Genomic DNA, 18,989 nt, shown 5'->3' on the forward strand with positions numbered 1-18,989 from the left:
CACTACGCCTGCGATGACTGCGGAGCGATCTGTATCAATCACACCGATACAGAAGCCGCTCGGTTCGACCTCTGCCATTCCTGCTTCAACGACATTCCTGAAGCAGTCCTAAACTCCGCCACAAGCGAGCGAGCGGAGGGAGCGGCCCCCTCACATGGGGGTCCGACCGACCGAGAGAGCGCACGCCCCCGAGCGGAGCGACGGGGGCAATCCCAACGCGAAAGCCCGGCCGAAGGCCCGGAACGTGGGGATGCTGTGCGGTCGTTGTCGAACGTCGGCGGTTCTTCTACTGAGTTCGATGAGTGAGGGGCAACCAGCGGCCAGCGGCTCTCGGCAAACCAATCAGAATAAGTGTGAAACTGCCGGGACAGACGCTGAAACCCAAACTTCCGAATCCGACGAGCGCGACCTACCAAGCACTGACGACGTTCTTTGGTCCTTCATCGAGGAGTGTCCCGACCTCGTTGATGTTCCCGTCGCATTCGAGGACGGCACCCCGATACGCGAGGACTACACCGACTGCTCTACCGAAACCTGGGATTCCGATATTCTCTACTACTGTGGCCGCTGTGAGTCGTTTTTCATGCCTGCTACGCAAGACCCAGCGGGTCACGTTTCCGAATCACATGGCGACGAAATTGATCGACTTTCCTTTTCACCTGCTGATGCAGCTGACACCTGGGTTGTCCGCAAGTCCGTTTCCGGTGAACGAGTTACCGAAATCGAAGGTGTCCCGTGGGCTGTCGCAGTAGAGAATCTGCTTGAATCCCACGAACGGACCCGCCAGACTACGATTAATCTCCAATACGGCTGGCCCCGCGATCCCGAGTATACGAAGTTCAGTTTCTCGGCGTCTGATCGGTGGTCCCCCGACTACCAGCGCGAGTTTTATGCGCAGTGCCAAGGATGGCTTCGTGAGATAACCGGTGGTTCACGCCCCTCCGGTGGCGAAACCGAAGCCTCGTTCGATAACCCCTCCGTCGCGTTCCTGACCCGGTCGGCTTCTTCCGTCCCTGATGGGACTCGGATCGGACCCGTCGACCACGCGAACAGAGTCCGTGAGCCCTGGCGCGAAGTCTACCAGAAGCTTCGATACGTACTCGACAAACTCGGTTTCGAGAACGATGAGTGGCAGTTCTGGCGCGTTTTAGAGCCACATCCGGGTACCGGCCAAAATCAGTGCTACGCTCACGAACACTCGATCATCGTCGTCGACGGCGAAATATCACAGTCAGATTTCGCTCCTGTCATGGAAACCCATGTATCCGCTACTGAGGGGGCTGGACGTGACGCACACACGAATACGCCGTGTCCCGAACACGCAGATACAGCGCCGAATCCGTGGGACGCCGCTGATGGTGCGTGTGACGACTGCGACACACCTGTTTCAGTACGCGACCCCGAATCGGTCGAGAACCTCGCCGCCTACGTCGCGGATTACGCTTCTATCGACCCGCTCGACCTGTTCGAACGATCTCCCTCCTACATCGCCTGGGCAGCTGCGATGACTGCCGGAAACATCCGAACAGTCTCCCGCTCAGATTCTGCTCGATGGGCGGCTATCGCCGACCGCTGCCGGCAACGCCATGAGTCGCCCCACTCGGATTTGGAGGGTCAACACGGCGACCGTCTCACCGTCTCGGATAAAGGTACTAACACGGTTGAGTGCGCCGAGTGTGGTTCTCCACACGGTATCGACCAATCTCAGACACTCACAAAGCATCGTGTCGACACCTCTCCTGCTGAATCGCCCGAAATCGTCTCAGACGGTGGCTCCACCGAGCTATGGGACGACTGGGTTGACGCTTGGCGTGCCTGTGAACAGACAACGGCTGATCGGCAGTGCTACCACCCTGATGGGTCGAATCAGTGCCCTCTCTGCGCGGAATATCAGGGTGCTGTGGACGCAACCGTTCCGATACCTGATGACACCTACATCCCTGATGATGCGTTCGAGAACAAGGCTGTCGAACACGTCAAACGGATTGAGCAGAAGGCCCGCCGATACCCGAATGTCGGTGTCGCTGGCTTGCTTGGAATGCTTCAGTTGGAACTACCCGACAAGCATGGTGAAGCACTAATTCGTGGCGTGCTGGCTGGCTTCGACCGTCCCGACTTGGATGATCCGGAACACCGCCCTGATTGGTTGAAGCATGAGCGCGTTCCGGAGTGGCGCGTACATTCTATCGAGATTGATGGTGAACTCCACTCGGCCAGCTCCGGTAACGGTGTCACAATGACCGAGATCACGACCGACGTTGAGAGCTGGGACGACTCGAATCAAATTTCAGAAAACCAAACTGGTTTCCAAAACCCACGAATTAATGATAGTTGTCTGTCCTGTGACTCTGGACACTATCAGTACGAACGGCAAATCACCGATAAGTCTCTATCACTATTCGAGTGTGATTCGTGTGGCGATACTATTCGTGTTTCTTGATCTGCAATTCACCGTATTCTTTGTATTTAAAACTTCACCAGATTCCATCTGGTTCTTCTCTTTTAACTAGTATCTAGTATTTCTGAATGTAGCATGGCTACCAACGAAGCCCCGTCGTTCGATGACCTCGATTCTGTCGAGGTCTCCGACGACGACAACTCGAACGGATGGATTGATCTCGAACCAGGCGAAGAAGTGACCGGCGTCATTACTGCGTTCAACCCGTTGGCGAGCTACAACGGTGTGGCCGAAATCGATGGTCGTCCGATTCGGCTCAACCAGACGATGCGTCGACAGATCATCGCTGGCCTTATCGAAGGTGCGAAGATCGGCGTCCGCAAGTCCGAAGAAACGGAGTCGTTCGAAAACGAGGACGGTGAAGAACAGGAGTACAATCCGCGCGAGGTGCGGGTGAAGCGATGAGCTATCAGCGACGCCTGAGCGATGTGGCCGGAGACTACATGAATATGCGCTCGCTGCCGGCGATGCTCTCGGTAGCGTTCGTGGCGGCAAGTCTCTACCAGTTCGGTGGCATCACAACGGTCGAACTCCCGTGGCTGTCGTACACGCTGACGACCCAGCACTCGCTGCTCGTGTCGCTCGGTACGTATGCGGCGGGATTCGCTTCGAGCGAATCCAAACGCTTCGAGTACTACGGACTATGGGAGCAAATTGCGATTGTCATAGGCCCGCTCGTCATCCTCGGCAACGAGTTCGTCCCGCAAGTGAACGACTTCCTCCTCAGTCTGGGCGACCCGCTCGGGATGCAGCTGGCGTTCGTCGCCACGGTCGTCTCTTGGGGAGTCGCTGTTCAGTAAACCAATGACACGACGCTATTCTTTCGGAGGTGAACTACGATGAGTCACGCACGCTCGATCTTACTGGCTGGGCTGCTTGTCCTGTCGGTAGTCGTTACTGGTGCCGGTCCCGCGCTGGCACAAAGTACGGAGACGGGACCAATATCTTACAGCTACGAGGGAGGCGCTGAGACTCTGGTTATCGACACATCCGCAATGGATACCGGGACGGATTTCACTGTCGAATACTCGACAATGGAGGGGCCAGACAATCCGACTGTCTTAGCCCGTGAGACGTACAATACCGCCAATCTGCACGGCGATGAACTGTGGTTCTATAACGAGGGGGCATACGATACCGTCAAGGTCACTGTGAGTGGCTACAGCGGCGGTGAACCTAAGTTTGAGACTCGCGGAGTCGTAACGTCTCTAAACCTGCAAAAAACCGTTGTTGGCACGACTGGCGGCGACCCGGATACGCAGTGCGACTTGTCTGACCGCATCAGCAACGCTGTTGGTGGTATGACGCATCTGGACTGTACTAAGCCCGGTATCAAGAAGGTCAACTCCACAACGGATGCGTCCTTGCTGAAACACCGCATTTACCAAAGCTCACGCAACACGCATGCTCAGTTCGAGAACCAGCGTGTAGTGTTCGACAACTACCTTGACGACTCTGAGACCACTGCCCTCATTATTGGTAAGAATGCTTATATCAAAGCTCTCAATGACGGCGCTGGCAAGCTTGAAGCTGAACAGCGTGCTCGTGACGCTGTTGAGAACTACTACGCTGTCAAGCAACGCAATCTAATTGCTCAGTGGAACAGCGGCGTCGCTCAGGCCCAGTACCTGAACAACACTCTGTCGTCGTCGCAAACCGGTGTCTCGATGGACTTCCACAATGTCAATGGAGGGGTCATGCAACACACTAACGGCGACCTGACCTGGCGTATCCATGGCACCACGTCCAAGAGTATGCAGTTGCTGAACGGCAACACAACGACCGTTGATGGTATCAATGTCCGAGAGTGGGACTTTGGGGACAACCACTGGAATCCGTATTCTCAAGACGTGTACATCAACACCGGCCCTGTCACCCCGCAGTCCGGTCACACCGTGTCGGCTGTCCGTGCTAAACCGACTAGTTCCACGTCTGATGGCGTCGAATATCTCAAGTTCTCCGAGTTCGCTGAGCAGTGGACTCAGATTAAGACGCATAACAGTAACGTGCAGGCTGAGATCCAGACTCTTGCGAACAACACGTATAGTGCCTACCAACAGGGCGAAATCAGCAACAGTGATCTCGTAGATCCCTACATGCTGGCGTCCCAGCAGTCTCCGGGCGATGACTTCCAAGGCTGGGCTGCCGCACAGCTAACGTTGATGGGGACGAATTCCCCGGAGAACTTCGATCAAATTGGGAGCTTCAACGTCACCACCGGAGACGGCACGCAGTACAAGGGCGTGCTGTTCTCGCAGGAAAATCCTGCCAGCGGGCAGTTCGAGAACGGGACGACGTACAACACGTCTAACATTGGCGGCACGCAGTACGTCGTGACCTCGGATCGCATTGTTGAACTGGAGGGTGAGTTCACCATCGACAGCATATCGACACACGACGGTCAGACCGTTCAGAACGTCACTATCCAGAAGACCACCTACGAGACGACCAACGTAACCGAACTCAAGCAACAGTACGAGGATCTGGCACGAAAGCAAGCGGAGATTGAGGCGCGTGAGCAGAACCTTCGTGGCTCAGCTGGTGGTGGCCTGCTCGGTGGCTCATCTTCCTCGGTCGTGCTGGTACTGATTGGCGTTGGGGCACTCTACGCCGTGAGCCAGCGGCAAACGGGAGGTAACAACTGATGGTCTACTGGCTGGCTCTCAAGCTCGTTCCTCGGGACCTGTGGCTCGTCATCGTCGCACTCGCCGCGCTGCAACTCTCGGGAACCGTCGACGTGATCGGGCCAGCCATTGATTTGGTGTCGTCTTGGCTCCCAGAACCCTCGCTTGACTGGTTCTGGTGACAAACTCGGATTTTCGACTATGAACCTACGTACGCCCATACTCCTCATACTGATCGTCAGCTGTATTGCTCTCGCCGCACCAGCAGCAGCGCAAGAGACAACGAACGAGACGGCGACCTCGACGAACGTCTCCGCACCGGATGGCGCACCCAGTGATGTCGAACTCGTTGTTGACGAGAACGTGGTGGTCACAGACTACCACTACGCTGACGGCCAGCTGGTCATCGACTTCTGGTCGGACGAGTACAAAGTCGTCAGTGTTGCCCCGCAGGTTGACGCCGGATCGGAAGCGGGCAGCGTCTCTTTCCGTGCGGCTGTCGTCGATGCGGATACGACGACCACTGTTCGCGTCCCATCCAGCGGTGGCGTGACACTCTGGACTGAGCAATCCATCGAACAACAGCGGTTCCACTACCTCCGCAAGCCCAATTCGTTCATCATCACCGGCCCGTGGAGTGGTGAAGACGTTCGCAACGCTGCCCTCGGCAGTGCGCTCGGTGTCGTGATTGCCGTCCTGTACGAAGCCGTCTCCGCGAAAATCGGGTCAGCCCAGCGAGGTGAGCGACTGGCATGACCGACGACGAGAATAATCCCGATCTCGACCGCGACGAGATGGCGCACAACGCTGATCCTGGCCCGGACCACAGTCGGACCTATCGACTGTTCCGGTGGCTCACGAACAACCTGCTGTTGATCGCGTCGGGTGTCGGTATCGTCCTGTTCGTCATCGCGTCGGTACTCGGGTACGAACTCCCGCGAAGTCTGCGCCTGATCGGACTCTGTGCGCTCGTGACGATTCCGCTGGTTGGACGACCGACGGGCAAGAAAGTCCGGTCGCTACTGTGGGACCCGAATTACGTCTGGCTCGTCGACATTGACGCCCGTCACACGAAAGGCGGTATCTTCCGGACACCTGGCCAACGGTTCCGAGAGTGGTCCGTCGAGGACGGCCAACTCGACTGGGTAAGTCCCAATCTTGCCTTCGGCAAGAACGTCGACCTCGAAGCCCAGACCGTCGAAGGATGCTGGCGCGGAACCCTCTCTGACCGGGAGCTAATGCGAACACTACAGGCCGTCGAAGAATGTCGCGGCCAGCTCGAAGCCGACGCCAAGCGCGGCTTCGCCATCGAAGCCCAGGCGTTTACGATCATCCGCAATGCCACGCGAAAGGCGGTTCTCCGAATCGTTTCGACGTTCGAGCGTGGCACCCTTCCAGATGAAGGAGAGGGGTTGACCGACGAGATAGATTCGGCTATTGAACAGTTCGGCCTTGACCGAAAGATCCGCGCTGCCGAGAACGACGAGTCTCCCGAGTCGGACGTCCCGGGCGTCCGCATCGATCTTGACCAGGACCTCGCCGATCTCGCTGGCGCTGGTGACGAAGGTGTTCCCGCTGATGATTGAACTCAATCTAACCCATCGTGAGAAAAGCATCGTCGTGCTAACTGCTTCTGTGACGTTCGTAGCTGGCTTCTGGGCCGGTATCTGGTCGGTACCACCGCAGGCCCTTGACGTGCCACTGGAGGTGACGCAGAACGCTGGAGAACAGATATACGATCCTGCCTATCGTCCTGTTCCCGGTTCCCTGCCTGTCGTCTCAGTTGTCGTTCCGCTGCTCGGCTTCGCATACGCGTTCCGGGATCAGCTCGTCGAGGACAGTTCCGACTCTGTTGAGGTGTCCGATGATGACTGACAGCGTTGACGAACATCTGCTGACCGCTGCGAAGCTCTACGAACAGGTACAGGGCGAACTTGACGGTGACGAGCGGCTGTTACCGCACACTGGAATCGTCGAGGATCAGCAAGACCGCGCGGCGCTGTCGTTCATGGAGACTGCGATGCGAGAAACCGACCGGTCACTGGTAGGTAGTTCTACGTTCGAGGGCACGGCTCTCGGACAGGCGATCTCCTCGAAGGTACTGACCGACACGGCGACCGAGGCCGTCGCTACTGGCAACGGCTCGGTCATGTCCCACATCGTCGGTGTCACTGAACAGGACCTCGATGCTTCGGCGCTGCGGCTCCCGATGATGCTCCTGAACCAGATCGAGAACAACGGCGCTCCGGCGTTCCTCACCGCGGCGGGCAACCCGAACACGGGCAAGACCAACACGGCTATCCTCCTGATCACGCTGCGGGCGCTCGACCTCGATGACCTTCTGGTACTCTCGAACGTCCGGACGTGGGAACAGACGGATATCGTCGTCACGTCAGCTCACGATCTCGCCGTGCAGCTGCTTGAACACCGCGACCGTCCGAAGGCTATCCTGATCGATGAGGGATCGACACACTTCGATGCTCGAACGAACCGCCGTGAAGTTGCTGAGCAGTACACGCCGCTGGCGAAACGCTACGCGAAGATCGGCGTGGACATGGAAGCTGTCGTTGTCCACACCGGGAAGGACCTCCATCCCGAGCGCAAGCGCCTCTCAACGCTGGCGATGTACAAAGCGGCTAAGAAGAGCGCCGAGTTCTTCGAGACATGGCCTGCCGATGCTGACGCGCCTACTGATCGAATGTTTGGTGGTAGTCTAGAAGAGATTGAGAAGGCGACTGGCTACGATCCCGATGACGCCGCGCCGTGGGCGTGGAATCTTCGAGCTGGTCTATTCGAGAAAGATGTCGAGTGGTCCAAACTTCTTGACTTGCTTCGTGAGCGCGGACCTGAATAGTACTCGTGTGAAAATCCACAATCTTGATACACTACAAGCCTCGAAAAATGATTGCGAGACAGTGACCCGTCTCGCTGAAAACGGGATATAGGAACACCGTTTTCGCATCGGTGCTCCGGGCCTGGATAGCCCCCCGATATCCATGCGTTTTGTTGAAAATTCAGGCTCAAGCCGGGCTTGAAAGCTACAATATAGACTTGTAATCACACAATCAGGCCTTGCACTGCCGGATTTGCTGTGAACGGTCTGAGCGGTTTATACCACTGTATATCATGGACTGTTCCGTATGGATCTAACAAACCTGAAAGAATTGCTTACTGAAGATGACGCCGTCTCACCGGTGATCGGCGTCATTCTGATGGTCGCAATCACAGTCATACTCGCCGCAGTAATCGCATCCTTCGTCCTCGGTCTCGGTGATCAGGCACAGCAGGCAACCCCACAAGCCAGCTTTAGCTGGGAATACAGTGCAAACAGCTCAGCTGACACTGATGGTAATGTGACAATCACGCACGATGGTGGCGATTCAATCCAGGCACAGGAACTCTATATTCGTGGTGACTTCGATAGCGGCGGAGAAACAACTGCTGGATCATGGAACACCTACGAAGGTGCATCTGTTTCTGGTGGTTCAGATGTTTCTGCAGGACAAACAATCAACCCTGGTGTCGGTTCGAAGTACGACTTACGGGTGATTTATGAGACTCAAGAAGGTGATAGCTCGGCCACTCTCGCGCAAGACTCCGGCCCTGATGCGTAACTGATCATTTTGAATTTTTATCAGACCCGCTGTATATAATAGACATATCTCAACCCACCCACCGACCCACCCACCGGGTCGACTTATTCCATCGCCTTCGGATGCCGCGGATACGGATACAGTTCCACGTCAATCTCTCCCTCAAGATACTGCTCGCCTTCCGTCGTCAGTTCGACGAAATCCTGATCTTCTGTTAGAAACGCTACCAGATCGGCGTCAGCCAATACCCGACACCGATCTTGTACCTGCGCCTCTGTCGCGTGAATACTGTCACGGATAGCCATCTGCTTGGCTGTCGACACCGAGTCATCCCGAAGGTGTTCCAGTATCCGGTCGTCGATACTCCGTTGCCAGCGAGCCGTCTTGCGAATCGTCATGGTGGAGGGCGATTACACGTCGTTCGTCTCTGCGTTTGCACTCGTCGATGGCTCTGTTGGGCCACTACCGTTGATATAGACGCCTTCCTCGGCGTCGTATTCCTCATCGAGGTACGCTTCTCCTTCGTCAGTGATAACGTAAGCACCGTTCCCGATTTCACGCAGTAATCCGTTCTCTGCGAGCGTCCTACAGCGACGAGAGATATGAGCCTGAGAAACCCTGATCAGGCCGCTCTCTTTGAGTTTTTTAGGTGTTCCTGCACCGTCGTTTTCCCGCATCCACTCTAGGATACGGTCATCCCAGACACTTTGCCAAGATCCAGATCTACGCATTCAACTAACGCATCAACATCTAAGAGCCTAATTCATGTTAAAAATGCACTCCAGTTTGTAGACGATGCACTAATCTGTTCGTTACATTTATGCAGCCAGATGGTAACAGGGTAGTTACGGGCCGCCCGCTGATGGCTCTCATCCATCGAGAACCGGGCCGTGCTGGAACACGGCCCAGAAGGTGGCTCCGCCCGGCAAACCATGACGTACGGAACCAGCACGGGGCGTCTGCCCCGCAAGACGACAGTTGTATCGCCAGATGAAAAACCCGACGTTCGCGGGTGTATGGAGGTTGGTTTCTGATGAGCGGTCTTGACCCGATCCCGCCTCATGAGGCCGTGGAAATGTTCCACGATGCGATGGTCGATGAACATGCTAAGTCGACTCGGGAGAGCAACAAGCATCGTCTCCAGGCGTTCGTACAGTTCTGTGATGAGGAAGGCATCGAGAACCTGAACGAACTCACTGGTCGGGACCTCTACAAGTACCGGATCTGGCGACGCGAAGGCCAGGGCGACGGTCGTGACCCTATCAAAACAGTCACGCTCAAGGGCCAGCTGGCGACACTCCGTCGCTTCCTCCAGTTTGCTGCTGACATTGACGCTGTCCCGCAGGGCTTCTTTGAAAAACTGACGCTGCCGACGATGACCAACGGCGAGGACGTATCGGAGACTACGCTCGACCCTGAGCGCGCAATTGAGATTCTGGACTATCTCGAAAAGGCCCGTCCCAGCACGCGCGACCACATCATTCTCGCTCTGCTCTGGGAAACCGGTGCGCGTACTGGCGCAATCCGTGGCCTCGATCTCGAAGACGTGGACTTAGAAGGCGATCATCCGCGGTTCTCTGGGCCCGCCCTACAGTTTGTCCATCGTCCTGAAACAGACACGCCGCTCAAGAACCGAGAGGCAGGAACTCGGTGGAACCGAATCAGTGAGAAAACCGCTCGGTACATCGAGGACTACATTGATTTTCACCGGGACGATGTGACCGACGAATACGGACGAGAACCCCTGCTCACAACATCACACGGTCGACCAGCTGGCAACACCTTCCGAACGACACTGTATCGGATCACCCGTCCCTGCTGGCGTGGTGAGGACTGCCCGCATGACCGCGATCTCGATGAATGCGAAGCCACGCACATCGACCATGCCAGTAAGTGTCCCTCGGCTCGATCTCCTCACGATGTTCGCAGTGGTCGAGTGACCTATTACCGTCGTGAGGATGTTCCCCGCCGAGTCGTGAAGGATCGACTCAACGCCAGCACGGATATTCTCGACCGTCACTACGACCGGCGTTCTGACCGCGAACAGGCTGAACAGCGTAGCGACTTCCTCCCAGATATTTGAACACAATGAATACTAAAATCAACGCCGCGAATTGGCGATATTCAGGTTCCCACCGTGCCCGTCCCGCCGCTGAACGATACCGAAGCGTGCCGAAACACACAGGAGGTTCCGCACACGGGAGTCACTGCCTTCGTCTCGTGGTCGAGAAACGCACTCGCCTTTCTGATGAAAAACTGACACGCCGGTGGGCTACGCCTCCACGATGTCGTCTTCCATGGCAGCGACTTCGGTGAGGATTGCTTCGATGTCGTCGTCGGGGACGCCGTTCTCGCGGAGCGCGGTTTCGAGATGGGAGGCGACACTGGCGAAGGCGTCCTCTGTGATCCCCATGCCCTCGTGGGCGGTCTGCATATCGTCCCCGTCGTAGTCGACCGGCCCGCCGGTGACGGCGCTGATGAACTGCGCTTGGTGGCTGCGAAGTTGGTCCATGTCGGTCTCCTCGAAGTACGGTTCGAGCAGCGGGTCGTCAAGCACGCGGTCGTAAAAATCCGAGACCACCGCCTCGACCGCGTCGCGACCGCCGATCCGCTCGAAGATGGACTGTGATGCCATTGCTGGAGGGCACGGAAGCGGTCGACATGACGGTTGTGGAAGAACATATTCGGGTCGGTCGTCGCCGCGGCCGCGCCGACGTTCCCGGCTCGAACGACGCCTATCTGGAGCTACGGCCGTTCCAGCCGTCGCTGGCGAGAGACCAGCACCACCGTCAGCATACCGAGCGTCCCGAGGACGGTCCACTCTCCATGGCGGTCGGTGACAGGTCGTGCAGTACCGACGCCGGCCCCGGACCTGTCCCCGGCGCTGGTCGCCGCGGTGGCGCGCTCGAGTGCCGGCGCGGCGTTCATCGGCCGCTCGGTCGTGTCTGCCGACCCGCTCCGTCGCGGGCTGAGGTCTAAGAGCGCGTCCATCGGGACCGACGGTGCGTCGCCAGTGACGGCCCGCCGAACGAATGCATCGAGGTCCGTCCCGGCGACGGCTGACACCGTCTCGGCGAACAGCGCGAGAGTGACGCGGTCGTCCTGCTGCATCAGCCTGCCGAGGACGGCTTCGAACGTCCGGCGACCGTCGGTCGTCTGTCGGAGGCGGGCGTCGATGGCTGCGACGACGCGCGTTCCCTTGTGGTACTGCGGCCCGGGGCCGTCCCAGCTGTCGGGCCGTGTCAGGTCCGCAGTCTCGTAACGCTCGGTCGTGACCCTGTCCCGGAACCGGTCTTGCCCGATGTCGCCCGCGGCGTAGGTGAGCGCCGCTGTGTGGTAGTCGGCGCTCCCCTCCTCGAGCCACACCATCTCCGGTGTCGCCTCGAACGTCTGTCGGGTGTGGCGGTACTCGTGGACCCAGACGTTGACCGGGGAGCGGACGGGTTCCCCGGCGTTGACGATGACGTCCGGCTCGCCGTTCGAGGGGGCGTACCCGCCCGACGCGAGTTCGTTCGGCGCGACAAACACGCGGATGTGGTCGTGGTCCCGTCCGGCAGTCGAGGCACGCTTCGCATGGCTGATAGAGTCTAGAATGGCGTCTCTGTCGGGCCGCAGCTCCGACGCTGCCGGGACGATGAGCGTGATTCGGTCGCCATCGACCGTCTTGGTTTCTGTCCCGTGGGGACCGATGTAGGCGGCTGTCCTCCCGGCGACACCGCTCCGACCGGGCGCGAGCGCGAGTGACTCGTTCCACGTGGGCCGCGGCCCGACGTGCCAGCGCCAGCGGGCACGCAGTGACACTTCCTGTCTGGCCAATAGCGTCCAGTTGTGGGTGTCGGCGGTCCGCTGGCCGAACGCTGTCGAGAGTCCGACCGGCACGGTGTAGGTCAACCGTGCTGTCCTGGCAGCACCGCTGAGACGCCAGCGGTCGCCATTGGACTGGAGGCCGTCAGTTCTGTGGACTGTCGCCTCCGCTGGCGTCCGCACCGACAGTCCAGTGACGTGTCGTGGGCGATCAATCGTCGCGGTTACCCGGACGTGACCGGTCTGGTTCGGCTCTCTATCGATTGCGTACTCGACGCCAATCGAACTGTCGCCGCCAGCGCTGCCTCGCTCTGGTAGTCCCGATCCGACACCGAGGGCGACCGGGGACGCACAAACCAGAAGGAGACAAACCAGTCCTGTCAACAGCTGCGTTCTCATAGCTCTGGGTGCGACTGAATGCTACGCGACAACCAGCGAGTGGCGGTAAAGTGTGTGCCGGTGAAAATCTCAAAGGTAATAACAGGCTGTGTACCTCGGACACGGGGTCGCAAGCGTTTTGCCAGCGGCCGCGTTATCCCCTGATATGGCCGACTGTCCGCTCGCAGACGACTGTCCCAAATTCACCGAACGAATCCAGGGGATGGGCTGTACCCACTACGGCGACCACGGCGGTGCAGAGTGGTGCAATCACTACAACCAGCCGATCTCGGAACTCAAGAGCCAGCCGGTCAAGATGGGCGAGGAGGTCACCGTCGACGTCGAGGACATCCACGAGAGCGGGGCCGGTGTCGGGCGGACCGAGGACGGCTTCATCATCATGGTTGACGGCGTGCTCCCCCCGGCCCGTTCGCTGGTCAAGGTGACGAACGTCCACTCGAACCACGCCCGGGCCGAGGAAATCGAGCGCCTGGAGATGGACGAAGCGCCGTCCGAAGCTGAGTCCGGTGAGAGCGACACCGAGACCGACGAGACGGACGACGACCCCGACGATGACGGCCGCCGTCTCGGAAGCCGGGACAACTTCTGGGGCAGCTAGGCCAGTCAGCCGAACCGTTTGCGAGCGGGACTTCTTTGAGCCAGTCAGCCCTTCCTCTGGGTATGGACCTTGAACTCGATGGCAACGCAGCGCTGTGTACCGCCGCGACGAGCGGGCTCGGACTTGCGAGCGCCGAAGCGCTCGCCGCTGAGGGAGCCGATGTGGCTGTCTGTGGTCGGACGCCGGACCACGTCGACGAAGCACGGGGGCGGCTCGAATCAGTCGGTGACGGCGACGTGCTGGCCGTCGAAGCTGACATCACCGACCCCGATCAGATAGCGGCGCTCGTCGAGGAGACCGTCGACACCTTCGGCGGCCTCGACCACGTCGTCACCAGCGCGGGCGGCCCGGCCCCCGGCCCGTTCATGGAGACGACCGAGCGCGAGTGGTACAGCGCCTACGACCTGCTGGTGATGAGCGCCGTCTGGACCACCCGGGCCGCCTACCCGTACCTCAGTGACTCCGAGGCCGGCACCATCGTCAACATCACGTCCCGCTCGGTCCGGGAAGTCATCGACGACCTGGTGCTGTCGAACGCCGTCCGCCGGGCCGTCATCGGCCTGATGAAGACCCAGGCCCGTGAGTTCGCACCCGAGGTTCGCGTGAACGCCGTCCTCCCCGGGGCACACGAGACGCCCCGTATCGAGGAACTGGTTGAGGCCGCCGTCGAGCGCGGCGAGTACGAATCTTACGAGGAGGGCATCGAATCGTGGTCGGACGCGCCGCTCGAACGCGTCGGCCAGCCGGAGGAACTCGGCGACGTGGTGGCGTTCCTCTCGTCGGCCCGCTCGTCGTACGTCACCGGGACGGCGCTCCCGGTCGACGGCGGCGCGATGCGGAGCTGACGGTCCCGACCAGCGGTCCAGTCAGAACCGCTCATCGTCCCGCAGTTTGGCGACCACTTCCCTGACTCGCTGGGCCTCGTCTTTCGGAACGACCAATGTCCGGTCGTCGAAAGAAGCTACCACGAGGTCTTCGACGCCGACGGCGCTGACGTGGCCGTCGCTTGCTAGCACGTTCCCGTCGGCGTCGATGGTCACCGCGTCGCCGAGCACCGCGTTCCGGTCCTGACTGTCGAGGACGCGTTCGAAAGCGTCCCACGACCCCAGGTCGTCCCAGTCAAGCGCCGCCGGAACGACGAAGACGTTCTCGGCGTCTTCGAGGACAGCGTAGTCGATGCTCACCGGATCGACGACGTCGAACGCCGCATCGGCGTCCTCGTCCAGCCGTTCGACCATCGGTGCAAGCGGCGAGGACGCTGCCGCCGACAGGAGGGTCGTCGGCGTCCACGCGAACAGCCCGGCGTTCCAGTAGAATCCCTCCCGGACGTACTCCGTCGCGGTCTCCCGGTCAGGTTTCTCGTGGAATGTTTCGACCGGCGCAAAGCCGTTCTCTGACGGGCCCGGCTTGATGTAGCCGTAACCGGTCGCCGGCCGGTCCGGTTCGATGCCGACGGTGACGATCCCCTCCGTTTCCACTGCGACTCGCGCGGCCGTCCGCCCGACCCGCTCGAACGGCCCCGAAATCCGGTGGTCGCTGGGCAGACACAACAGGACACAGTCGCCGACCTGTTCGCGGATTCGGTGGGCTGCGTACACAAGGGCCGGCCCGGTATCTTTGGGGTCCGGCTCGGTCAACACTGCCGTATTCGGGACACGTTCTCGGACCCCATCGGCGAATGACTCCCGGGTCAGCACGTAGGTTTCGTCGGCGAACCCCACACGGTTGACAGTCTCGGTGAGTAGTGACTTGTCCGCCCCAAAGGAGAGAAACTGTTTGGGCCGGTCGCTTCGACTCGCCGGATACAGACGTGTGCCGGTCCCGCCGGCCAGAACGAGCGCGACGATTGGTCGCTCCATACTCCGCGTTCAGCCGGCCGGTGCTAAAGTGTTGTACTGGCGACCGAGGGGAGGACCGGCCGAAGCCACTGCCGTCAGCGACTTACCACGTCTCTATGGTGCCGCCCCTGATATCCTCGACACAGCCCTGACAGTCTGGGTTCTCCGCGTCGTAGCAGACTGGCCGTCGCTGCTCGTCCATCGACACCGCGCGGTACTCGGCGTGCCGGCGACAGACGATTCGGGCCCGCCCTTCCTCGTCTCTGGGCAGGCCGGCCTCCGCCGACCGCTTGCCGTTCTTGTAGGCCTTCTTCGCGTCGGAAAGTTGCTGCTCGGCCGACCGCAAGGTCTCCCGGATGAACCGTGCGAGTCGGTCGTCGTCGGCCATACTGACCGTTGTGCCCGGCCACAAATCAATCTTCTCGCGTGGCCCTCACAACTCAATTCGGGGCCGCGACATTCGCACGCAGGTTCACTTTCACTCCGCTGGGCGAGTGTTTATAACCAAAGGCGACCAACCATCGAACGTCTCCCAACGAAAACCAGGCGGAGACAGTGACAGCCAATGACTGAGTCAGATTTGCGAACCCACGCGACAGAGATACACGAGCAGTTTTCCGACCAGCTAGAGATTGATGTCGACGATGTCGTCGAGCGTCTCGATACGCTGGTCAACGATTATCAGGTCCCGATCAGCGAGGCCCGCCGGAGCGTCGTCAACACGTACCTCGACGAGGCCGGCATGGACCGCGACCAGCTGGGCAGCGGCGACGGTGGCGGCAACGAGCAGGTGAACGTCGCCGATGTCGACGCCCCCGAGGAGTGGGTCGACGTTCGCGCGACGGTCGTCGAACTCTGGGAGCCACGCGCCGACGCCGTGGCCCAGGTCGGCCTGCTGGGAGACGAGACGGGCACAATCAAGTTCACCAAGTGGTCCAAGTCCGACCTCCCGTCGCTCGAAGAAGGCACGTCCTACGCCCTGCGCAACGTCGTCACCGACGAGTACCAGGGCCGCTTCTCGGTGAAGCTCAACCGGACGACCACCATCGAGGAACTCGACGAGGAGATCGAGGTCGGCGACGACAGCGTCGAGGCCGAAGGCGCACTGGTCGACATCCAGTCCGGCTCCGGGCTCATCAAACGCTGTCCGGAGGACGACTGCACGCGCGTCCTCCAGAACGGCCGCTGTAGCGAACACGGCGAGGTCGAAGGCGAGTTCGACCTCCGCATCAAGGGCGTCCTCGACGACGGCGAGGAGGTCACCGAGGTCATCTTCGACGAGGAAGCGACCGAGGAACTGACCGGCATCGCCCTCGAAGAGGCGAAAGAGATGGCGATGGACGCGCTCGACACCACAGTCGTTGCTGACGAGATGCGACAGAAGATCCTCGGCCGGTACTACCGCGTTCGCGGCCCGACCTTCGGCCGCTACTTGCTCGCCGACGAGCAGGAACGACTGACCGGGGCTGTGGATGCAGACGAGATTCTTATCAAAGCGAGGTCGATCTAAATGGCGAGTACACCTACCCGCGAGGTCGCACGGCGCGTCTTCGCACGCGAGTTCAACGACGCGAGCTACACGTTCAAGGAATCCGACGACGACCGTGCGCCGGTGTACGTCCTCCTCCCGACCGGCCAGCGCGCCAACCGCGTGTTCCTGGTCGGGACCCTCACCGAGACCGAGGATGTCGGCGAGGATAGCGAGTACTGGCAGGGGCGGGTCGTCGACCCCAACGGCGACACGTTCTTCATGTACGCCGGGCAGTACCAGCCCGACGCGGCGTCGATGCTCCGCGAACTGGAGCCGCCAGCCTACGTCGCCGTCGTCGGCAAACCACGCACCTACGAGACCGACGAGGGCGAAGTCAACGTCTCGATTCGCCCAGAATCCATCTCCGAGGTTGACGAGGCGACACGGGACCGCTGGGTCGTGGAGACGGCCGAGCGGACGCTTGATCGGGTCAAGCGGTACAAGGAGGCCGACATGGAGGACCCGGCCACCGACGAGTACATCGCGATGGCCGACGAGGAGTACGAGCAACTGTCAATCGAGAACTATCGGCAGTCGGTCGTCGGCGCGCTGGAGAGCCTACAGGACGAGCAGGCCGAAGCCAGCGCGGACTAACCTCGACGCTGTCGGCGGTTTCTTTGCGACTGGCGTTACGGCTCCAGTAGCTCGATTCGGTTCCCTTCGGGGTCGACGACAAACATGATTGTCGTCCCGCTTTCGGTCGTCTGGGGGCCGCTGAGCGTTTCAACATCGCCGGGGAGCCGGTCGGCAACGGCGTCGAGGTCGTCGACTTCCAGCCCGGGATGGGTCGCTCCCGGACGATTGAGGTCGGGGTCGGGCATGGTCTCGCCCTCCGGCTCGTATGTCGCCAGTTCCAGACGGACGTTGCCGGCATCGAGGTGGACCAGTTCGGCGCTGGCACCCTCGATGTCGACAGCGGTTCCGAACGCCTCGCCACCGACGGAAAAGCGGGTCAGTACGTCGAGTCCGAGCACGTCGCGGTAGAACTCGACGGCGCGGTCCAGGTCGCTGACGATGATGCCGAAGTGGTGGCCGGTTGCGTCGATATCTGTCGCCATCTCTGCCGATACCGAGGTCGGCCGGCTGTTAAATCACGGCGGTTCGACTGTTGCCGGAGACGGCTACCGAGGTGCGGGTCCGGTAGCGTCTGACAAACGATTAAATACGTTGCTGCTAAAACAGTACATAACTATGGGTAACAAAAACAAGACAATCTCCTTTCGCGTCAGCGAGGACAAATTCGAAACCCTCCGCGAAATCGCCGAGGAGCGCGATATCTCGCTCTCTGCAGTTTTTCGTGACTACGTCGACACGCTCGTCTCCCACGACGGCCAGGTGAAGGTCGCGCCGGAACACGAGTTCGAGGACGACGCAACCGAGACCAGCACCGAGAGCTTCCCCCCGAAGGTCGAAGTACCCAAGAGCTTCGTCCGCGAGCACGAACGACTCGAACTCGAAGCCGAGCACCTCCGCGAACAACTGGAAGAACACAAGCGCTACGTCACCAAGCTCCGGCAGCAACTCGACGAAATGGATCAGGACGAGGTCATCCACCTCGAAGACCTTGACCAGAGCGAGGAAGAGGACGCCTCCTATCGCATCGGCAGTTTCGACGACTTAGAGTAACCGCTGGCGTTTCTGTTGCACGTCTTCGGCTACGTCGTCTCGCCCGTCGACGTCGGCCAGGGTTTCCACGGCTTCTAACGTTCTGACGGAGTTATCGAGGAAGGAGAGCACGTCACCCGGATAGGCATACAGCATGTAGTCGTCGCTCATCACGTCGACGATGGCGTCCGGTCCCATTCCCTGTTCGCGGAGTTCCAGCAGGTACGAAATAAACTTCCGCTCGGCACAGCCACAGTGGGGGTTGGCCTCACAGTCACAGTCCAGAAAGTCTTCAGCGAAATCGAGGACTCGCTCTCTGGAGGCTTCGTCGAGCTTTGCCAACCCCTCGCCCTGAAACAGGATGTCCAGCGTCGCACCCTTGAACGCGCCCTTTGGGAAGCTCGTCTCTAGCTGGGAGGCAAGCTGCTGGTGGTTCTTGACGTAGATTTTGTCCGTGATGGCCACGCGTGCCCCTCTGTACGCGTCGGCTGTGTAAAAGCGTCTCGAAGCAGCCGGTGACCTAGTCGAAACCCACTCCG

At 59.9% G+C, this 18,989-nt stretch carries 24 protein-coding genes; 16 read left to right on the plus strand and 8 right to left on the minus strand.

The annotated features are described in order from the left end of the window. The first annotated feature begins 298 nt into the window (after positions 1-298). The 10 genes from DVK00_RS06595 to DVK00_RS06635 all read left to right on the plus strand — a co-directional run bounded on the left by DVK00_RS06595 (position 299) and on the right by DVK00_RS06635 (position 8,696). On the plus strand, positions 299-2,440 hold the full coding sequence (locus DVK00_RS06595; protein ID WP_158598812.1) for a hypothetical protein: 2,142 nt from the start codon (positions 299-301) through the stop codon (positions 2,438-2,440). A gap of 93 nt (positions 2,441-2,533) precedes the next feature. Continuing rightward, positions 2,534-2,863: a hypothetical protein gene (locus DVK00_RS06600; protein ID WP_050037296.1), complete on the plus strand. Its 330-nt coding sequence runs from the start codon at positions 2,534-2,536 to the stop codon at positions 2,861-2,863. Beyond that, positions 2,860-3,258: a hypothetical protein gene (locus DVK00_RS06605; RefSeq protein ID WP_121577453.1), complete on the plus strand. Its 399-nt coding sequence runs from the start codon at positions 2,860-2,862 to the stop codon at positions 3,256-3,258. Before DVK00_RS06600 ends, DVK00_RS06605 begins: the two co-directional genes overlap by 4 nt. A 39-nt stretch (positions 3,259-3,297) precedes the next feature. Further along, positions 3,298-5,103, plus strand: a complete 1,806-nt coding sequence (locus DVK00_RS06610; RefSeq protein ID WP_121577454.1) for a hypothetical protein — start codon at positions 3,298-3,300, stop codon at positions 5,101-5,103. Continuing rightward, positions 5,103-5,264: a hypothetical protein gene (locus tag DVK00_RS21325; RefSeq protein ID WP_155120750.1), complete on the plus strand. Its 162-nt coding sequence runs from the start codon at positions 5,103-5,105 to the stop codon at positions 5,262-5,264. Before DVK00_RS06610 ends, DVK00_RS21325 begins: the two co-directional genes overlap by 1 nt. A 19-nt stretch (positions 5,265-5,283) precedes the next feature. Further along, positions 5,284-5,838: a hypothetical protein gene (locus DVK00_RS06615; protein WP_121577455.1), complete on the plus strand. Its 555-nt coding sequence runs from the start codon at positions 5,284-5,286 to the stop codon at positions 5,836-5,838. Then, on the plus strand, positions 5,835-6,668 hold the full coding sequence (locus DVK00_RS06620; RefSeq protein ID WP_121577456.1) for a hypothetical protein: 834 nt from the start codon (positions 5,835-5,837) through the stop codon (positions 6,666-6,668). The genes DVK00_RS06615 and DVK00_RS06620 overlap by 4 nt, the downstream gene beginning before the upstream one ends. Further along, on the plus strand, positions 6,661-6,957 hold the full coding sequence (locus DVK00_RS06625) for a hypothetical protein (protein WP_121577457.1): 297 nt from the start codon (positions 6,661-6,663) through the stop codon (positions 6,955-6,957). Before DVK00_RS06620 ends, DVK00_RS06625 begins: the two co-directional genes overlap by 8 nt. After that, positions 6,950-7,936 carry a hypothetical protein gene (locus tag DVK00_RS06630; protein ID WP_121577458.1) on the plus strand — a complete coding sequence of 329 codons (987 nt, stop codon included), beginning with the start codon at positions 6,950-6,952 and terminating at the stop codon, positions 7,934-7,936. Before DVK00_RS06625 ends, DVK00_RS06630 begins: the two co-directional genes overlap by 8 nt. A 286-nt stretch (positions 7,937-8,222) precedes the next feature. Continuing rightward, complete coding sequence (locus DVK00_RS06635; RefSeq protein WP_064288527.1) at positions 8,223-8,696, plus strand: type IV pilin; 474 nt, start codon at positions 8,223-8,225, stop codon at positions 8,694-8,696. Positions 8,697-8,779: 83 nt separating this feature from the next. Here DVK00_RS06635 and DVK00_RS06640 read toward each other — a convergent pair whose 3' ends face one another. Together DVK00_RS06640 and DVK00_RS06645 are read right to left on the minus strand one after the other, a co-directional pair. Next, the gene (locus tag DVK00_RS06640) at positions 8,780-9,073 is read right to left on the minus strand and encodes a hypothetical protein (RefSeq protein ID WP_121577459.1); all 294 of its coding nucleotides are present in this window, start codon (positions 9,071-9,073) and stop codon (positions 8,780-8,782) included. Between the two features lie 12 nt (positions 9,074-9,085). Then, the gene (locus DVK00_RS06645) at positions 9,086-9,352 is read right to left on the minus strand and encodes an ArsR family transcriptional regulator (RefSeq protein WP_233560762.1); all 267 of its coding nucleotides are present in this window, start codon (positions 9,350-9,352) and stop codon (positions 9,086-9,088) included. A gap of 356 nt (positions 9,353-9,708) precedes the next feature. Here DVK00_RS06645 and DVK00_RS06650 point away from each other — a divergent pair, with 356 nt between their 5' ends. Further along, a complete protein-coding gene (locus DVK00_RS06650; protein WP_121577461.1) occupies positions 9,709-10,758 on the plus strand; it encodes a site-specific integrase in 1,050 nt (349 codons plus the stop codon). A 189-nt stretch (positions 10,759-10,947) separates the two neighbouring features. Here the strand turns inward: DVK00_RS06650 and DVK00_RS06655 are convergent, their stop codons facing one another. After that, entirely contained in the window at positions 10,948-11,310 is a 363-nt protein-coding gene (locus DVK00_RS06655; protein ID WP_101348849.1) for a group 1 truncated hemoglobin, read from the minus strand. 110 nt (positions 11,311-11,420) lie between these two features. Continuing rightward, positions 11,421-12,878, minus strand: coding sequence for a hypothetical protein (locus DVK00_RS06660; protein ID WP_121577462.1), 1,458 nt, complete (start codon positions 12,876-12,878; stop codon positions 11,421-11,423). Between the two features lie 145 nt (positions 12,879-13,023). Here DVK00_RS06660 and DVK00_RS06665 point away from each other — a divergent pair, with 145 nt between their 5' ends. Together DVK00_RS06665 and DVK00_RS06670 are read left to right on the plus strand one after the other, a co-directional pair. Continuing rightward, a complete protein-coding gene (locus DVK00_RS06665) occupies positions 13,024-13,476 on the plus strand; it encodes a TRAM domain-containing protein (RefSeq protein ID WP_121577463.1) in 453 nt (150 codons plus the stop codon). A gap of 62 nt (positions 13,477-13,538) precedes the next feature. Next, on the plus strand, positions 13,539-14,321 hold the full coding sequence (locus DVK00_RS06670; RefSeq protein WP_121535941.1) for an SDR family oxidoreductase: 783 nt from the start codon (positions 13,539-13,541) through the stop codon (positions 14,319-14,321). Positions 14,322-14,342: 21 nt separating this feature from the next. Here the strand turns inward: DVK00_RS06670 and DVK00_RS06675 are convergent, their stop codons facing one another. Together DVK00_RS06675 and DVK00_RS06680 are read right to left on the minus strand one after the other, a co-directional pair. Beyond that, positions 14,343-15,335: a mannose-1-phosphate guanylyltransferase gene (locus DVK00_RS06675; RefSeq protein WP_121577464.1), complete on the minus strand. Its 993-nt coding sequence runs from the start codon at positions 15,333-15,335 to the stop codon at positions 14,343-14,345. Between the two features lie 82 nt (positions 15,336-15,417). Beyond that, a complete protein-coding gene (locus tag DVK00_RS06680; protein WP_101348853.1) occupies positions 15,418-15,702 on the minus strand; it encodes a hypothetical protein in 285 nt (94 codons plus the stop codon). A 177-nt stretch (positions 15,703-15,879) separates the two neighbouring features. Here DVK00_RS06680 and DVK00_RS06685 point away from each other — a divergent pair, with 177 nt between their 5' ends. Next, entirely contained in the window at positions 15,880-16,824 is a 945-nt protein-coding gene (locus DVK00_RS06685) for a replication factor A (RefSeq protein ID WP_121577465.1), read from the plus strand. After that, positions 16,825-17,439 (plus strand): RPA family protein, encoded by a 615-nt coding sequence (locus DVK00_RS06690; protein ID WP_121535950.1) that lies wholly within the window; start codon positions 16,825-16,827, stop codon positions 17,437-17,439. A gap of 35 nt (positions 17,440-17,474) precedes the next feature. Here the strand turns inward: DVK00_RS06690 and DVK00_RS06695 are convergent, their stop codons facing one another. Next, positions 17,475-17,903 (minus strand): VOC family protein, encoded by a 429-nt coding sequence (locus tag DVK00_RS06695; protein WP_121577466.1) that lies wholly within the window; start codon positions 17,901-17,903, stop codon positions 17,475-17,477. 133 nt (positions 17,904-18,036) lie between these two features. Between DVK00_RS06695 and DVK00_RS06700 the strand changes: the two genes are divergently transcribed. After that, the gene (locus tag DVK00_RS06700) at positions 18,037-18,471 is read left to right on the plus strand and encodes a CopG family transcriptional regulator (RefSeq protein ID WP_121511981.1); all 435 of its coding nucleotides are present in this window, start codon (positions 18,037-18,039) and stop codon (positions 18,469-18,471) included. Here DVK00_RS06700 and DVK00_RS06705 read toward each other — a convergent pair. Further along, on the minus strand, positions 18,463-18,915 hold the full coding sequence (locus DVK00_RS06705) for a DUF5814 domain-containing protein (protein ID WP_004590290.1): 453 nt from the start codon (positions 18,913-18,915) through the stop codon (positions 18,463-18,465). The genes DVK00_RS06700 and DVK00_RS06705 overlap by 9 nt on opposite strands. Positions 18,916-18,989 lie beyond the last annotated feature (74 nt).

This window comes from Haloarcula sp. Atlit-47R (assembly GCF_003665985.1).
GTDB lineage: Archaea > Halobacteriota > Halobacteria > Halobacteriales > Haloarculaceae > Haloarcula > Haloarcula taiwanensis.

What these genes read in the sequence shown, in the direction of transcription:
- DVK00_RS06635 (WP_064288527.1), top strand. Translation starts at nt 8,223, where the DNA reads ATGGATCTAACAAACCTGAAAGAATTGCTTACTGAAGATGACGCCGTC.
- DVK00_RS06595 (WP_158598812.1), top strand. Translation starts at nt 299, where the DNA reads ATGAGTGAGGGGCAACCAGCGGCCAGCGGCTCTCGGCAAACCAATCAG.
- DVK00_RS06655 (WP_101348849.1), bottom strand. Translation starts at nt 11,310, where the DNA reads ATGGCATCACAGTCCATCTTCGAGCGGATCGGCGGTCGCGACGCGGTC.
- DVK00_RS06620 (WP_121577456.1), top strand. Translation starts at nt 5,835, where the DNA reads ATGACCGACGACGAGAATAATCCCGATCTCGACCGCGACGAGATGGCG.
- DVK00_RS06695 (WP_121577466.1), bottom strand. Translation starts at nt 17,903, where the DNA reads ATGGCGACAGATATCGACGCAACCGGCCACCACTTCGGCATCATCGTC.
- DVK00_RS06675 (WP_121577464.1), bottom strand. Translation starts at nt 15,335, where the DNA reads ATGGAGCGACCAATCGTCGCGCTCGTTCTGGCCGGCGGGACCGGCACA.
- DVK00_RS06610 (WP_121577454.1), top strand. Translation starts at nt 3,298, where the DNA reads ATGAGTCACGCACGCTCGATCTTACTGGCTGGGCTGCTTGTCCTGTCG.
- DVK00_RS06680 (WP_101348853.1), bottom strand. Translation starts at nt 15,702, where the DNA reads ATGGCCGACGACGACCGACTCGCACGGTTCATCCGGGAGACCTTGCGG.
- DVK00_RS06650 (WP_121577461.1), top strand. Translation starts at nt 9,709, where the DNA reads ATGAGCGGTCTTGACCCGATCCCGCCTCATGAGGCCGTGGAAATGTTC.
- DVK00_RS06665 (WP_121577463.1), top strand. Translation starts at nt 13,024, where the DNA reads ATGGCCGACTGTCCGCTCGCAGACGACTGTCCCAAATTCACCGAACGA.
- DVK00_RS06605 (WP_121577453.1), top strand. Translation starts at nt 2,860, where the DNA reads ATGAGCTATCAGCGACGCCTGAGCGATGTGGCCGGAGACTACATGAAT.
- DVK00_RS06660 (WP_121577462.1), bottom strand. Translation starts at nt 12,878, where the DNA reads ATGAGAACGCAGCTGTTGACAGGACTGGTTTGTCTCCTTCTGGTTTGT.
- DVK00_RS06630 (WP_121577458.1), top strand. Translation starts at nt 6,950, where the DNA reads ATGACTGACAGCGTTGACGAACATCTGCTGACCGCTGCGAAGCTCTAC.
- DVK00_RS06700 (WP_121511981.1), top strand. Translation starts at nt 18,037, where the DNA reads ATGGGTAACAAAAACAAGACAATCTCCTTTCGCGTCAGCGAGGACAAA.
- DVK00_RS21325 (WP_155120750.1), top strand. Translation starts at nt 5,103, where the DNA reads ATGGTCTACTGGCTGGCTCTCAAGCTCGTTCCTCGGGACCTGTGGCTC.
- DVK00_RS06670 (WP_121535941.1), top strand. Translation starts at nt 13,539, where the DNA reads ATGGACCTTGAACTCGATGGCAACGCAGCGCTGTGTACCGCCGCGACG.
- DVK00_RS06640 (WP_121577459.1), bottom strand. Translation starts at nt 9,073, where the DNA reads ATGACGATTCGCAAGACGGCTCGCTGGCAACGGAGTATCGACGACCGG.
- DVK00_RS06615 (WP_121577455.1), top strand. Translation starts at nt 5,284, where the DNA reads ATGAACCTACGTACGCCCATACTCCTCATACTGATCGTCAGCTGTATT.
- DVK00_RS06690 (WP_121535950.1), top strand. Translation starts at nt 16,825, where the DNA reads ATGGCGAGTACACCTACCCGCGAGGTCGCACGGCGCGTCTTCGCACGC.
- DVK00_RS06685 (WP_121577465.1), top strand. Translation starts at nt 15,880, where the DNA reads ATGACTGAGTCAGATTTGCGAACCCACGCGACAGAGATACACGAGCAG.
- DVK00_RS06600 (WP_050037296.1), top strand. Translation starts at nt 2,534, where the DNA reads ATGGCTACCAACGAAGCCCCGTCGTTCGATGACCTCGATTCTGTCGAG.
- DVK00_RS06625 (WP_121577457.1), top strand. Translation starts at nt 6,661, where the DNA reads ATGATTGAACTCAATCTAACCCATCGTGAGAAAAGCATCGTCGTGCTA.
- DVK00_RS06645 (WP_233560762.1), bottom strand. Translation starts at nt 9,352, where the DNA reads ATGCGGGAAAACGACGGTGCAGGAACACCTAAAAAACTCAAAGAGAGC.